At 56.6% G+C, this 15103-nt stretch carries 8 protein-coding genes; 5 read left to right on the forward strand and 3 right to left on the reverse strand.

The features are described 5' to 3' along the window. Positions 1 to 9: 9 nt before the first annotated feature. On the reverse strand, positions 10 to 5487 hold the full coding sequence (locus tag VGM48_RS21960; RefSeq protein WP_331582593.1) for an alpha-2-macroglobulin: 5478 nt from the start codon (positions 5485 to 5487) through the stop codon (positions 10 to 12). A gap of 189 nt (positions 5488 to 5676) precedes the next feature. On the opposite strand from VGM48_RS21960, the gene pbpC reads away from it, so the two are divergent. Continuing rightward, the gene (gene pbpC / locus VGM48_RS21965) at positions 5677 to 7986 is read left to right on the forward strand and encodes a penicillin-binding protein 1C (RefSeq protein ID WP_331582594.1); all 2310 of its coding nucleotides are present in this window, start codon (positions 5677 to 5679) and stop codon (positions 7984 to 7986) included. A gap of 30 nt (positions 7987 to 8016) precedes the next feature. On the opposite strand, the gene VGM48_RS21970 is transcribed toward pbpC, so the two are convergent. Both VGM48_RS21970 and VGM48_RS21975 read right to left on the reverse strand, forming a co-directional pair. Further along, positions 8017 to 8565: a hypothetical protein gene (locus tag VGM48_RS21970; RefSeq protein ID WP_331582595.1), complete on the reverse strand. Its 549-nt coding sequence runs from the start codon at positions 8563 to 8565 to the stop codon at positions 8017 to 8019. Between the two features lie 243 nt (positions 8566 to 8808). Further along, entirely contained in the window at positions 8809 to 9549 is a 741-nt protein-coding gene (locus VGM48_RS21975) for a head GIN domain-containing protein (protein ID WP_331582596.1), read from the reverse strand. A gap of 56 nt (positions 9550 to 9605) precedes the next feature. Between VGM48_RS21975 and guaA the strand changes: the two genes are divergently transcribed. From guaA to VGM48_RS21995, 4 genes are read left to right on the forward strand one after another with little or no spacing between them, the layout of a single operon-like run. Continuing rightward, on the forward strand, positions 9606 to 11153 hold the full coding sequence (gene guaA / locus VGM48_RS21980; RefSeq protein WP_331582597.1) for a glutamine-hydrolyzing GMP synthase: 1548 nt from the start codon (positions 9606 to 9608) through the stop codon (positions 11151 to 11153). 40 nt (positions 11154 to 11193) lie between these two features. Beyond that, on the forward strand, positions 11194 to 12387 hold the full coding sequence (locus VGM48_RS21985) for a hypothetical protein (RefSeq protein ID WP_331582598.1): 1194 nt from the start codon (positions 11194 to 11196) through the stop codon (positions 12385 to 12387). A 1-nt stretch (position 12388) separates the two neighbouring features. Beyond that, positions 12389 to 13414 carry a ligase-associated DNA damage response exonuclease gene (locus VGM48_RS21990; protein ID WP_331582599.1) on the forward strand — a complete coding sequence of 342 codons (1026 nt, stop codon included), beginning with the start codon at positions 12389 to 12391 and terminating at the stop codon, positions 13412 to 13414. Beyond that, complete coding sequence (locus VGM48_RS21995; protein WP_331582600.1) at positions 13377 to 15095, forward strand: ATP-dependent DNA ligase; 1719 nt, start codon at positions 13377 to 13379, stop codon at positions 15093 to 15095. The genes VGM48_RS21990 and VGM48_RS21995 overlap by 38 nt, the downstream gene beginning before the upstream one ends. The last annotated feature ends 8 nt before the right edge of the window (positions 15096 to 15103 follow it).

Below are 15103 nucleotides of genomic sequence, written 5' to 3' on the forward strand. Positions count from 1 at the left end.
GCGTCATAACTACGGCGTCACCCGGACGGTGCCGGCGCCGTTGTAGGAATGATATTCGCCATTATACATGGCATCGGCGCTGACGGGACCCATATGATAGACCCCGGGAGAGACGGCGCGGACGGCATAATAGTAGGTCTGGCGCATCGCGTGCAGATCGACGAAGAGGTTGATGCGATCGTCCCGAACGTCGAGGGCCGTGGGACTTGCGTCGCCCTTTATCCAGTCCATCCCGGGCAGCTCTTTCGTCCGGGGGTTCTCGATCTCGAAGCCGGCAGGCAGCATATCGGTGATGACGACATTGTCGACGTCGGTGCCGAAGGTACGCTCGAGCGTCAGCTGTACGATGATGAGATCGTTTTGCCTGAACGTATTACCGGTCAGCGGCCGGCCATAGCGGTCGTAGAATCTCTTTCGAACCTTCAGATAATTATCCTCTTCTTTATAGGCGCCACTGGCACTGATGCCTTCGGCCTCCCAGAAATAATAGAGCTTCCCGTTGCCATGGGTGGCGATATCGACATGGGGCAGGCCGCTGCCGGCGCCGCGGAGGTCTTTTGTCGTGAACTTCACCGGATTGCCTGTCATCGAACCGATGACTCGGCCGTCGACGCGGATGTCGCCGGTGACGGTGGAGCCCGCATCCTGATGGGCGATCTTGCCCAGCGCCAGGAAGCTGAAAGCGATCTCCTGGGTGGTATACCAGTACCGCTGTTTGAGCTTGTCCACGACATGCCGCTGCATGACCGGGATCTGGGGATTGTTGGGGTCTACATCCACCAGTACGTCCAGGGCCAGCGATTCGTCACGGATATCGGAGTAGAAGCTGCCGCCGGTCTGGGCAACGGATTCCTCACTCGCGAACTGCGTCGGCAGAAACTCCTTGAAACTCTTCTTATCCCCCGCAAGCGCATAGGCCGCGGACAGCAGGTACTGACAGTCGAGGCTTAGCTGGGAGCCATGGGCCTTGTAGTAGTTCATGCTGCTCACATTGGGCTGACCGGCCAGCGCGAGGACATAGAGGCCATAGATCATTTCCTTTGGAACGATCCGCTTTGTCTGATCCCGGTTATAGTAATAGGTCACGGTCTCGCGGTTCTTCATGCGGCTGTTGATATAACCGAGCATGGTGCTGATAAGTCCCTTGTCGACGTCGAAACCGGCTTTCTGGGCTTCGAGCAGAAAGTGAGCGGCGTAAACGGTAGCCCACCAGTTTTCGGTGTCTTCATTATCCCAGAGGGTAACGGCGCCATTGTATAGTTGCCGCATTTTGATCTTGCGGATCGCCTCGAGGATATTGCTATTGGCCGAAGTCCGCTGGCTGCCGTTGACCTGCGACCCCTGAACCAGTTCGGCCAAGTCGCCAAAGTAGAGTTGTGGGAAGGCGGCGGATACGGTTTGTTCCGTACAGCCATAAGGATATTCAACCAGCCAGTTGAGGTATTTGCCATATTCCGCGGCAGGCGAGCGGCTGACCACCAGGTGATAGTCGACCGTGGACGGAATAAAATCACCTGTTGTAAACGCAACCGGCTGGGTGCCGCCACCGGGGATTGCGCCGGCGCCGGTATTCTTCTGCAGGGGCGCCGAAGGCCGGATCCCGATCTCCGTCTCATCGGTGAAGTGTTCGCCCATGCTGCTGACATCTACCGAGATCTTGCCGACGCCGATGGCCGGCGGCGCCACGATCTGGAAACTGGCGCGGCCTTCGCTGCCCGCCGCTATGGGGATGGTCTGCTGATCTTCGCCGATCGTCCGAAGCGCGCCGCTGAGCTTCAGCTTTGCCGTGGCACTGGCCGAACTGCCCGTGGTATTGGTGATGGTGACAGGCATGGTCACCGTATCCCCGGGACTCATGAAGCGGGGCAGGGCCGAGCTAAGCACGATGGGGTCGGCGACAGTGATGGCGGATTCCTTCGAACCGAACCGATCGTCCTTACAGGCCACCGCCATCAGCCGCAGCTGCCCGGAGAACTGCGGGATATCGAATTCGAATTCCGCTTCGCCGCTGCTATTGGCCTGGACGATGCCGCTCCAGTAAGAGACGATCTTTATCCGTTTAGCCGGCATGGGGTTGACACGTTTTTTCATATCGCTTTCACCGTCCCCGCCGGTGCTGCTGAGCGTGGGTTTCACCTCGGGGAAGAGCAACGGATAGAGATCGAACCCGTCGACCTCGAGGGCCCGTTTCGCATAGAAATGAGCATAGGGGTCGGGAGTCGAAAAGTCGGTTATCTGCAGGACGCCGTTGTCGACGGCGGCAAGAGTGACCATGCTTCCCGGCGTCGCTTTCACCTGCACTTTCTGATGGGTATGGCTCCGGACTTTTGCCTGGGCGACGATCTCAACCGGAATGCGCCGGTCCTTTGCCTCGACCTTCACCGATTGAAACCCGTGAGCAACCGTCAACGGGATGTCGGAGATTTCATGCGGCTTTATCAGCGTGGCGGTAATATAAACGTTGGGGATATCGTCGGCCGTAAGCGGCAGATCGAGGGAGGCGGTGCGTTTCTCGACATCGACATATTTATAGGAGACGACCTTGTCGGTCTCCATGGTCACGAGCATGCGCCCGCTGAAGGGACTCTTGAACAGGGCTTTGACACTCTCGCCGGTATAGTAGCCGGATTTGTCGAGTTCGATATCGATATGCCCCTCGTTGTTGACGTCGAAGGAATTGTTGTCACCGCCCCAGGCGCCGAAACTATAGAAGCTCCGGCTCACATAGGTATTGGCCCCGGGCAGGGAGACCCGGATCTCGTAGTCCCCGGGACTGCGGGGTACGAAGCTGTATTTCGTTGCCTCACCGGTGACGCTGACGATACCGCTGGCAATCTGTTTGTCCTCTTTCTGCGATTCATACCGGAAATAGTTGCCGCTCTTGGTGAGGACGGTGCGGTATTCATGCTTGATCACCTGCACCCGCGCACTGGCGGCATTCAGCACCTTTTCATTTTTGTCGAGTGCAATAAGCGGGAACTGTACGGCCTGGTTTAGCGGATAGAAATAATAGCCGTCGTCGGCGACACCCAGAAAGACGGGTTGGGTGTAAATATCGACCGAACTGCTACGGCTTACCGGGCGGCCCGTTTCATCGAACACGGTGGCATAGAATGTCGCTTGTAACACCCCGATATTCTTAAAAAAATCGGGAACGGTGTATTTCTCTACGGCATTCCCCTGTTCATCCGTCTTGCCTTCGCGGACGGTCTTGTCAAACGAAGTGGAATTTTGCGCGGAAAGGCTAAAGTCGTAATTGCGATAGTTCTTAGGTTTGAGATCCCGCTGCTTTACCTGGATCTCGCATTCGTAGTTGCGGTTGGCGGCAGGCGGTCCGAAGAAGTTGACGGCATGGATATCCAGTTTCGCGGCGTCACCGGCCTCGAGGAAGGGTTTGTCGAGTTTTGCCGTGACCTTGATCCTGTCGGGGACGAATTCTTCGATGCGGAAGGGCTGGGTCGTCAGCAGGACATCGTTGGAGGTATATACTTCGAGGTTATAGCTGCCGGTAATGGCCGAAACGGGGATCTCGACATCGCCCTCTACCGCGCCCTGGCTGTTGAGGGTCTTTCGGAAGGTTTTCATCTCCTTGCCGTTCGGCAGCAGGAACTTCAGCTTGACGGGTAACTCGCCGGGAGATCTCCAGTTGCGATCGCGGACGATCAGTGCGAAGTTCACCTTTTCACCTGGCCGGTAGATATCCCGCTCGGGGTAGACAAAGGCGTCCAGCCCCGAGGGGTTGTTGCGGCGGCCGCCCACTTCGAAACGGGAAGTGTTGACGCGGGTGGTGCCGAAGGGCAGGTAGTTGAAATCATCCGTCGTTTTGGCGATGATCATGGCGGGTTTGAAACCGGCCAGTTCTTTCCGGGTATACGTGATCTCGGCTACACCTTCCGCACTCGTGGTACCCATGCCCAGCAGCTGGTTGTTGTTGCCATAGGCGAGGATATTCACCCCCGGCATCGCCGCGGCTGTCTTTATCGAGTTGGCGAAGACAAGGATCTTCTCATGTCCTTCCTTGGCGATCAGGCCGATATCGGAGAGGGAGACAAAACGTTTGTCCCGGACCCAATAGTTCTTTTCGCTGCGGATCATGACGTGATAGATCCCCTTGAACTCGGGTAGCTTGTCGGTAAAGGCCAGGTTCAGGAGACGGCCGCCGCTGCCACCGCTTTTCGGGAGGGTGCGGGTATCCACCTCCTGCTGGTAGACGACGTCGCCAAAGGTGATATCGTTGTCGCCGCCGCCGGAATAGTCGCCGCCTTCCCCATCGCCCTCTTCGTCGCTGACCACTCGGGCGGTCGTACCGGTCGAGGGTTCCTGCGGATCATACCCGTAGTGGGTGGCGGCAAGGAGGTTGTTCTCATACACCTTCGAGACAAGGATCTGGACACGGGGGACGTTGATGATCTTAACCTCGATGTTCTGGGCGCCCTTGCCGGAAAGATAGACGCCTTTGTTATTGGCGAAGCTGATGGAAGGCGCCAGTTCTCCAAAGGTGATATTGGTGCTGTATTCTTCGTGGAGGGTTCCGCCGATGCGGCCACGTAGGCCTTTGGCGAACGTGATGGTATAGGATTTCTCCTGGTCGAAGTTATCGCTGCGGATCGTAATACCATTGTCGGTGGCGGAGACGGTAAATTTTATCGCGGGGCTGATACTGATCGCGGAAGCCAATCCGCCTTCCAGCATCTGTTGGCTGGTCTGGATATGGACGGAGCCCGTCGAACCGTCGTGATCGGTGGTGATCTCGCCGATGGTCAGGACATAGGGGGAGGGAATGGCCGTAGCCGTCTCGATCTTATCTTTCAGGCCGTTGGTCCCCCCTTCGGGCAGGAGTCCCTTATCGACCGTGAGCTTTATATCAAGGGTCTTATCCAGCATTTTCAGGTTCGTCAGCCGCAGATCGATCCGGTCCGAAGCCGAGAGGGTCTGGAGGGTATAGGATATCGGCTGTCCGTCCAGCAGGATGGCCAGCTTATCCTTTAAAGAATTGGGGTTTACCGCGTAGTTGAACTGCAGCTGCATCTGTGGAACGGCGACGGTACTGTTCTCGTCGGGCAGAACCCAGGTGGCGGCGGCGTTGTCCAGCTTCAGGTCGGGGGTATGGAAGATCAGGTCCTGGCTGTTCTTTATCCGGCCGTACTTGCTGTACTGGAGGATATCGCTTTTCAGCGTGGCCCTGAAGGTGGTGGCCGGCGACAGGGGTTGCGAGGGGGAGAAGACGAGTTCATCGGGATGTTCCCAGCGGAAGCGGCCGGGGATCTTCGGCTCAAAGGAGACGTATTGGGTGGAGTCCCAGCGGTCGAGCAGGGAGTCTTTCACCAGCGGTTGGTCGAACCGGAAGGTGAGGTTTCCAAGTGCCGGCACCTCGTCCCTGGCATTGGTATAGTCCAGGCTGACGGTGCTCCGGTTACAGGCGGCGATGACGAGCAGGGTGAAGAGGGAGGTCGTTAGGAGGGGCATGAAGCCCGAGCGGTTACGCATAAAGGGGGTCTGATAAGTGCAGAGCCGAGCACAGCGATGGCTGGCCGAAGGCCCATAGTTAAATAATAGGCGTGAAGGGGGCATCTTTGGATGGTACCCCCGAGCGCCGTTGGAAAACGCTTTTAAAAGGCATGTTAATATACGAAGACAATAAAATAAAAGTCGTTGTTTCTTTGTTAATTGCATTGTATGAGACGGCGAAAGTTGGTCCGGTTGCTGAAGATCACCGTCATCGGTGTGGCGGCATTGTTTTTATTGTTCCTTCTTTTGAACCGGGCCTTTCCGCTGCCCGACCGGATCGAATATTCCACCATCATCACCGACGATAAGGGCGAAGTGATCCATGCCTTTCTCACGCATGACCAGCAATGGCGGATGAAGACCGAACTTTCCGAGATCTCGCCGCTGTTGCGCAAGACCATCGTCGAAAAAGAAGATAAATATTTCTACTTTCACTGGGGTATAAACCCGCTGGCCGTGTTCCGGGCCCTTGCCCGGAATATGCTGCGCATGCGGCGGACCTCCGGCGCATCCACGATCACGATGCAGGTGGCCCGTTCGCTGGAACCGAAGAAGCGAACCTATTGGAACAAGACCAGGGAGATGTTCCGGGCCTTGCAGCTGGAATGGAAGTATTCCAAGGATGAGATCCTGCAGATGTACCTCAATGTGGTCCCCTATGGCGGCAACATCCAGGGCGTCAAGTCGGCGTCGATCCTCTATTTCCGCAAGAATCCCGATCACCTGTCGCTGGCGGAGATAACGGCGCTTTCCATTATCCCAAACCGGCCATCCTCGCTGGTGATGGGCCGGAATAACGACCGGATCGTCGAACAAAGGAATAAATGGCTGCGGCGCTGGGCACAGGAGAAAGTGTTCAGCGAACGGGAGATCGCCGATGCGCTGGCCGAGCCGCTGACGGCGACGCGGGGCAGCACTCCCTCTTTTATCCCGCAGCTGGCGCAAAAGCTGAAGAAACGCGGGGGTCCCATCGTACACAGCACCATCCAGCTGAACAGACAGCTCAAACTGGAGAAACTGGTGAAGGATTATTCCCGCACCCTGGCATTGAAAAATATCCGCAACGCGGCGGTGATCGTGCTGGATAACCAGACCCACCGGGTGGTGAGCTATGTGGGGAGTGCGGATTTCCGGGATTCCGCGGACGGGGGGCAGGTGAATGGTGCAGCAGCCATCCGCGAGCCGGGGAGTACGTTGAAACCCCTGCTTTACGGGCTTTGCATCGACGGCGGACTGCTGACGCCCAAACGGATGATCACCGATGTCCCGGTCAACTATGATGGCTATGCGCCGGAGAACTACGACCGGAGATTTAACGGCTACGTCACAATGGAGTATGCGCTGGAACATTCGTTGAATATCCCCGCTGTGAAGAGTCTGAAGGCCCTGGGCAAGGACAGGCTGATCCGCGAACTGACGGCCTGCGACTTCCGGCAGGTGGATCGCGACCGGAAGAAACTGGGGCTTTCGATGATCCTCGGCGGGTGCGGTGCGACACTGGAACAACTGACGGGGCTGTATTCCATTTTTGCCAATGAAGGAAATTATGTCCGGCCTTTGTATGTCATGACAGACAGCGTCGCGAAGGGGTCGAAGATCCTGAGTCCGGCAGCGACCTTTATGATCAACGAGACCTTATCGAAGGTGAACCGGCCGGATTTCCCGCTCAACTGGGAGAGCACGGTCCACCTGCCAAAGATTGCCTGGAAGACGGGGACCTCGTATGGCCGGCGCGATGCATGGAGCATCGGCTACAACAAACGTTACACGGTAGGAATTTGGGTCGGCAACTTCTCCGGGCTCGGCATCCCCGAGCTTAGCGGCGCCAATGTGGCGACGCCTCTGCTGTTCACCGTATTCAATACGATCGACTACGACGACGATGCCTCATGGTTCGCCAAACCGGAGGATTGCGACGTGCGGATGGTCTGCTCGGAGACGGGGCTGCCGCCGGCCGATCAATGCACCCACCTGGTGACCGATTATTTTATCCCGCTGGTCTCGACGGCAAAGAACTGCGATAACCGGCAGGAGGTATTCGTATCCCCGGATGAGAAAATGGCCTATTGCCGGGTCTGTCTGCCGCCGGCAGGGTATAAAAAGAAATGGTATACGGTGATCCCGCCGGAAATGAAAGAATACTATGAAATCAACCGGATCACGTATCAGCGTATCCCGCCGCATAATCCGTCCTGTGAAAAAGTGTTCCGGGAAGGGGCGCCGGTAGTGACATCGCCGGCCAATGGCAGCGAGTATCTCATCAACCGGAAAGACCCGGAACCCTTGCAGCTGCGCTGCCGCGTAAGCAATGACGTCGCGAAGGTCTTCTGGTATATCAACGATAAGTTCTATAAAAGCGGCGAGGCGGGGGGGAAAGAATTCTTTGTGCCCGACGAAGGACCGGTAAAGATCTCCTGTACGGATGACAAGGGTCGCAATCGGAATATCTGGATCCGGGTAAAGTATGTGAATTTGTAAACCAACGCGAACGGGGGCGCCGGCGCCGGCTTAGTAGGACGAAAAGTTAAGGCTCCTGCCGACGAGCTTCCATTCGCCACGGGTCGTTAGCCGGTAGATACAGGTAAAGCCCTGGCCGCAAAGGGGTCCGCAAAGAACATTGAGATCGATGACGGCATATTGACCGTCGTCGGTGAACTGAGGCAGGGAAAAGCTGAAGACCACATCTTTCTTGTCCTCCAGGAGCGAGTCGGCCTGTTTCCGGGTGATGCAAACGGCTTTATCCAGCCGGGCCTGTTTCCAGAAATAGGGATACCGGGAGAGGTAAACCTTCTCGGAGAGTTCATTCAAAATGTTGAAGGACAGCGGTTCTTTCAGGTGATATTTGATCCACTCATCATATTCGTACCTCACGAACCGGCAGGAGTCGGTGCCCATGACAAGGTAGTAGTGGGGAAAGGCAGAATCGACGACGGTGGTGTAGACGGCGTTGAGGAATTCCTCGGGACTCGGCAGGGCGGCGCCGGTTGGGGATTGCTGTGAGTGGGCGGCAAGGCCGATGAAAAGGGGAAGAAAAAAGATGATAATGCGACGGGCCATACACTAAGATCGAAAATAGAACGTTAAGGTACTATTAAAACGGGAGCGCCCGGCGTAGGCCGAGCGCTCAATGATAAGTAAATGATTATGGGGTTGCCGGGGCTTGGGCCTCCCGTTTGTCTAAAAATCCGACCGAATCCTCTGGCGAAAATAGGCTTCGTTCGAATAATGGCTAATGATGGGCCTTCGGCCAGCGAACCTGTGGTCCGCTCTTATCCGACCGTGTCCTGCGGTCTGTTTTATTTAATCCTGTTTGTGGACGCTGCCGGCGCCGCTGACATGCTGGTTCACATCGGAAGCATTCCCCTTGTATTTGACATCCCCCGCACCACTGACCTGCGCATCTAATTTTACACTGGCGTATACTTCGGCAGAGCCCGCACCCGAGATCTCCACTTTCGTATTTTCCGCAAGCAATTCATAGCAATGCGCATGACCCGCACCGGTGAGGTCGAGGCTGACATCCTTTGTCTGACCTTTCAGATAGATCGAGCCACTGCCCGTCACCTCTGCGCTGAGCTTGGGTGCGTCTATTTCCATCTTTATGTCTCCGGCCCCGCTGACATGGAGGTCGAGACTTTCGGGATTGCTGATCTTCGTCTGGCCGATGATATCGCAGGCGCCCGAGGCTTGGATGGAATTGTAGACGGGCGCAGTGACATAAACTCGCATATCATGGGTGGGAAGCAGGTGATACCCCTTTTTTTCGCGGATAAATATCCGGTCGCCTTCCTGGGAGACCTCCATATACGGGAGAAGGTTCTCATCTCCTTCGATCTTGACAGAGGGGTGGTCGCCCTGTGAGACAAGGACTTTTGCCGCACCGCCGACCTCGACGTTCTTAAAGTCGTTTACCTGGCGGTCTTCGGTACGGACATTGCCGTTGCCGTGTATCCGTTTTCCCGTAAGGCCCTGGCAGGACGCGAGAAACAGCGGGATGACAAGGAACCAGGTGAATCGGAGTGTGGAGGGAGCGTTTCTCATTTTGTTTGTTTTAGGTTCGCGAAAATTAGGATTTTCTGCGGTAACTTTGCGTCACCATGACGGAAAAGATCTTAATTCTTGACTTTGGCTCCCAATATACTCAATTGATCGCCAGGGCTGTACGTGAGGCGAATGTATACTGTGAGATCGTTCCTTACCACAAATCCATCGAATTTGACCCCTCCTTGAAGGGGATCATCCTTTCTGGGTCGCCGTTCTCGGTAAACGACGCCAACGCCCCGGAGGTGGATATCGCCGCCTTGCACAAGCGCCTGCCGGTGATGGGGGTTTGTTATGGCGCCCAGCTGACTGCCAGGCAATTTGGCGGGCGGGTGGCCAATTCCAACAAAAGAGAATACGGGCGCGCCCTGCTCCACAAGCAAAAAGACAGCGTGTTACTGAAAGATGTGACCGAATTGTCGCAGGTGTGGATGAGCCACGCCGATACGATCCTCGATCTCCCCGCGGGGTTCGAGGTGCTCGCCAATACGGAGAATATCCCTTTTGCAGCGTTTGCAAAGGAAGCCGCCAATGGGTCGGCAGCCGAACAGCCCCTGGTCTGTCTCCAATTCCATCCCGAGGTCTATCACTCCATCGAAGGGAAGAAGATCATCCGTAACTTCCTCGTGAATGTTTGCGGCTGCAAACAGGACTGGACACCGGCGCATTTTGTCAGCGACACGGTTGCGGCCCTGAAAAAACAGATCGGCGACCGCAAGGTGATCATGGCATTGAGCGGCGGGGTCGATTCCACGGTGGCGGCGACCCTGATCCACAAGGCCATTGGTGACCGGCTGCAGGGGATCTTTGTGGACAACGGCGTATTGCGCAAGGATGAGTTCGCGCAGGTGTTGAATACCTATAACCAGATCGGGTTGAATGTAAAAGGCATCGACGCCAAAAATTTATTTTATTCCCAACTGGCCGGGAAGACCGATCCCGAAGAAAAACGCAAGACCATCGGCCGGCTCTTTATCGAGGTCTTCCAGGAAGAAGCTCAAAAAGTGCCGGGGGTGGATTTCCTTGGACAGGGTACGATCTATCCCGATGTGATCGAAAGCGTGTCGGTACACGGACCATCGGTGACGATAAAATCGCATCACAATGTAGGAGGGCTGCCCGAGAAGATGCACCTCGGACTGGTGGAACCGCTGCGGTTCCTCTTCAAGGACGAGGTCCGGCGGGTAGGCGCCGAACTGGGGATACCCGATGAGCTTTTACAACGGCATCCGTTTCCCGGTCCGGGTCTGGCGATCCGCATCCTGGGTGAGGTAACCGAAGAAAAGGTGCGATTATTGCAGGAAGCTGATCATGTCTATGTAAAGGGGCTGAAGGACCATCATCTTTATTCTTCTGTTTGGCAGGCGGGAGCGATCCTGTTGCCGGTGAAGAGCGTAGGGGTGATGGGGGACGAGCGGACCTATGAATTTACGGTTGCCCTGCGGGCCGTCACCTCCGTTGACGGGATGACGGCGGACTGGGCGCATCTGCCTTATACCTTCCTGGCGGACATCTCCAACGATATTATCAATTCGGTAAAGGGGATCAACCGGGTAGTGTATGACATCAGCAGCAAGCCGCCGGCAACCATCGAATGGGAGTAAGATGAAACGCGCTTTTCTATATTGTTTGTTATTATTTTCCGTGAGCGCACACGCTCAGGTGGATACTACCCGTCATATTACTGACACTGCCAGGCAGCTGGGCGATAGTTCCCGGCCGGCCATCGACAGTTCAAGGCCGGCGATCGCCATTTTTGCCCCGCTGTATCTGGATTCCGCCTTTGACGCCACGGGCGGCTATCGATATGATAAGAATTTCCCAAAGTTTATCAATCCCGGGCTCGAATTCTATGAAGGTGTGCAAATGGCACTGGATACGCTGGAAACAGAACATGTCCGGCTGAACGTCCGCATCTATGACACCAGGGCCGCCGGCGTGACCCTGCAACAACAACTGGACAGCGCAATGGCGCAGGGAGCCGAACTGCTGATCGGACAGGTGAACAGCACCGCCGAACTCCAGCAGATGGCCACGGCCGCGATGCGGAAAAACATCCCCTTCATCAATACCAACTATCCCAACGATGGGGGGATCACCGACAACCCCAGTCTCGTCATCCTCAATTCCACCTTGCTGGCGCATTGCGAGGCCATCTACCGGTACATCCAGCGCAACTATCCCACAAAACCGATCGTCTTCTTTCGGAAGAAAGGCACCCAGGAAGATCGCCTGAAAGGATATTTTACCGAACTGGACAAGAAAACGGCCGGAGTGCCGCTGAAAATAAAATATGTCACCCTCGAAGACAACTTCGACGCCGCGGCAATCGCTGCCGGCATGGACAGCAGCGCCAGCCAGACCGTCTGTATCGCCGGCTCGCTGGACGATGATTTCGCGGCAAAGATCTGCGCCCAACTCGCCTATCTGAACAGATCCTATCACACCACCCTTATCGGCATGCCCACCTGGGACAACCTCGATTGGACCCGTCCTGAGTTTGCAGGTGAAGAGGTCACCTATTCCACCCCTTTTTATCTAAACCCCGCGGATACCCTGGTAAAGATCATTACACAGAATTTCAAAACAAAGTTCTATTCCCGTCCCAGCGACATGGTGTTTCGGGGGTATGAGTCGGTCTACCGGTTCGCAAAACTGTTGCTGTTGCATGGCAGAAGCCTGAGCGGCAGCATCGGGGAGAAAAAATTCAAGGTCTTCAACGATCTTGAGATCATGCCTGTATTTCTCAACCGGCAGACGATGACGCTGGACTACTTCGAGAACAAGAAGCTTTATTTCGTGAAGAAGCTGGACGGGAATATAGTGGGAGTGAATTAATATGGCTTTAATCGAATTTACCGATAGGGGACTCTATTGCGCCTCGGGTCAGTTCTATATCGATCCCTGGCGCCCGGTGGACAAGGCCGTGATCACCCATGCCCATAGCGATCATGCGCGGGCGGGTAGCGGCGCCTATCTCTGTCACCGCCTTACAAAACCTTTACTCGATCTCCGGCTGAGCCTCGATGGCGTCAGGCCGGCCGTGCAATCCGTGGAATGGGGTGAGGCCGTATTTCTCAATGGAGTGCGGGTGAGTCTTCATCCTGCCGGGCATGTCATCGGAGCGTCCCAGGTCAGGGTCGAGCACAACGGTGACGTATGGGTGGTCAGCGGAGATTATAAGACCGAAGATGACGGCATCAGCGGTGCGTTCGAGCCCCTGCCCTGCCGGGTCTTTATCACCGAATCCACGTTTGGTCTGCCTATTTATAATTGGAAGCCGCAGACGGAGCTTTTCGCGGGGGTGCGGGACTGGGTCGCGGAGAACCGGGCGCAGGACAGGACGAGCGTGCTCATCGCCTATAGCCTTGGGAAGGCGCAGCGCCTGCTGAAAGCGCTGGAACCGACGGGGGAGAAGATCTATGTGCATGGCGCCATAGACAATGTTCACCAGGCCCTGGTCGGGGCGGGGGTCGCATTGCCGCCGGTGGAACGGATCGTCCCGGATACCCCGAAGGAATTGTTGCGCGGCCAGGTGGTGATCGCACCGGCGAGTGCGGAGGATTCGGCCTGGATGCGGCGATTCCCTTCTCACTCCCTCGGGATCTGCAGCGGCTGGATGCAGGTACGCGGAAATATGCGGCGGCGGAACGCGGATGCTGGATTCGCGATGAGCGATCACGCCGACTGGAAAGGGCTGCTGGCGGCGATTGCCGCGACAGGAGCGGAGAAAGTATATGTGACGCATGGGTTTCAGGCGGTGTTGACGCGTTATTTGAATGAGCTGGGGATCGCGGCGGCGGAAGTGAGAACAGAATTTGGCGACGATGAGGAGGCGTCGGGAAATGCAGGCGACGGAGAATAGTTTTGGCGGGATGCGGCAGTTCGCTTCGCTCGTCGCGAAGCTGGGCACCAGCACGAAGACCAACGACAAGCTGTCGGCGCTCGACCGCTATTTCAACGAGGCAGCGGACGCCGACAAGGTCTGGATGATCGCGCTGTTCAGCGGGCGGCGCCCGAAACGGACGGTAACGACGACCCAGCTCTGGGAATGGTGCCGCGAGATCACGGGTCTGCCGGCCTGGCTCTTTGAAGAGAGCTATCATACGGTGGGCGACCTGGCGGAGACGATCGCACTCTTGTTACCAGAGAGACCGGGACCCGCTTCGGCGCCGGCAGAGGAGTCGCAAACGGAGCGATCGCAAGCCGCGGAGGGCGAGTCGCTTGCCTACTACCTGCAGGCGCTGATGCGCCTGGGAAAGGAAGACGAGCCGGCGAAGAAAGCGTTTGTACAGCAGTGTTGGGCTTCGATGAATAAGGAAGAACGATTTGTCTTTAATAAGCTGATCACGGGCGGATTCCGGATCGGCATCTCTCAACAGACGGTGGTGAATGCGCTGGCGAGAACGGCGGGCGTCGATGCCGCCGTCGTGGCGCACCGGATCAGCGGGGATTGGGATGCGGCGACCACACCCTTTGCAGCCTTGCTCAGCGGAGAAGGCGCAAGCAGCGAAGTATCGCGGCCCTATCCTTTCTATCTCGCCTATGCGTTGGAGGGAGAGCCGGCATCGCTTGGCGATCCGGGAGAATGGCAGGCCGAATGGAAATGGGATGGCATCCGGGGACAGCTGATCCGCAGGGGGGACATACTGGTCGTATGGAGCCGCGGGGAAGAGCTGATGACGGAAAAGTTCCCCGAATACCAGGAATTTACCGGCCTGCTGCCGGCGGGGACCGTGCTGGACGGGGAGATCATCGGATTGCGCAGGGATGAGCCGGCGGCCCCGGGAGCATTGCCTTTCGCGGTTTTACCGTTTGCCGCGTTACAGACCCGCATCGGAAGAAAAAATATCACAAAGAAGAATTTAAGCGAAGTGCCGGTAGGGTTCATCGCGTACGATCTGGTGGAATATGCAGGAGAGGACTGGCGCACAAGGCCGTTGACGGAGCGGCGGGCGCAGCTGGAAAAACTCATTGCGGCGGCTGGGCATCCGTTACTGGTGCTTTCGCCGGTGGTGGATTTTAACGCTTGGGAGGCACTCGCGACGGCGCGGGAAGGCTCGCGTGACCGGGGCAGCGAGGGCATCATGCTCAAACGAAGATCGTCGCCTTACCAGGTGGGCAGAAAGCGCGGCGACTGGTGGAAATGGAAGATCGATCCGTTGGTGATCGACGCCGTGCTGGTCTATGCACAGAAGGGACACGGGCGGCGCAGCAACCTGTACACCGACTATACGTTCGCCGTCAGGGACGGGGACCAGCTGGTTACGTTTGCAAAAGCATATTCCGGGCTTACCGACAAAGAGCTGGCGGAAGTGGATGCATTTGTAAAGAAGAATTCGCTCGAAAAATTCGGCCCCGTGCGAACGGTAAAGCCGGAATTGGTCTTTGAGATCGCCTTTGAAGGCATCGCCGCTTCGGCCCGCCATAAGTCAGGGGTAGCGCTGCGTTTCCCGCGGATCAACCGGTGGCGGAAGGATAAGACGCCGGCCGATATCGATACGCTGGGGGCACTGAAGAAGATGCTTGAGTTGTACGGGAAGTAGTAAATTTA

Origin of the sequence: Puia sp. (assembly GCF_036500295.1) — a bacterium.
Taxonomy (GTDB): Bacteria; Bacteroidota; Bacteroidia; order Chitinophagales; family Chitinophagaceae; genus Puia.

Bases quoted from the DNA above. Each gene is read 5' to 3' on its own strand.
- VGM48_RS21960 (WP_331582593.1), bottom strand. From the start codon at position 5,487: ATGCGTAACCGCTCGGGCTTCATGCCCCTCCTAACGACCTCCCTCTTC.
- pbpC (WP_331582594.1), top strand. From the start codon at position 5,677: ATGAGACGGCGAAAGTTGGTCCGGTTGCTGAAGATCACCGTCATCGGT.
- VGM48_RS21970 (WP_331582595.1), bottom strand. From the start codon at position 8,565: ATGGCCCGTCGCATTATCATCTTTTTTCTTCCCCTTTTCATCGGCCTT.
- VGM48_RS21975 (WP_331582596.1), bottom strand. From the start codon at position 9,549: ATGAGAAACGCTCCCTCCACACTCCGATTCACCTGGTTCCTTGTCATC.
- guaA (WP_331582597.1), top strand. From the start codon at position 9,606: ATGACGGAAAAGATCTTAATTCTTGACTTTGGCTCCCAATATACTCAA.
- VGM48_RS21990 (WP_331582599.1), top strand. From the start codon at position 12,389: ATGGCTTTAATCGAATTTACCGATAGGGGACTCTATTGCGCCTCGGGT.
- VGM48_RS21995 (WP_331582600.1), top strand. From the start codon at position 13,377: ATGAGGAGGCGTCGGGAAATGCAGGCGACGGAGAATAGTTTTGGCGGG.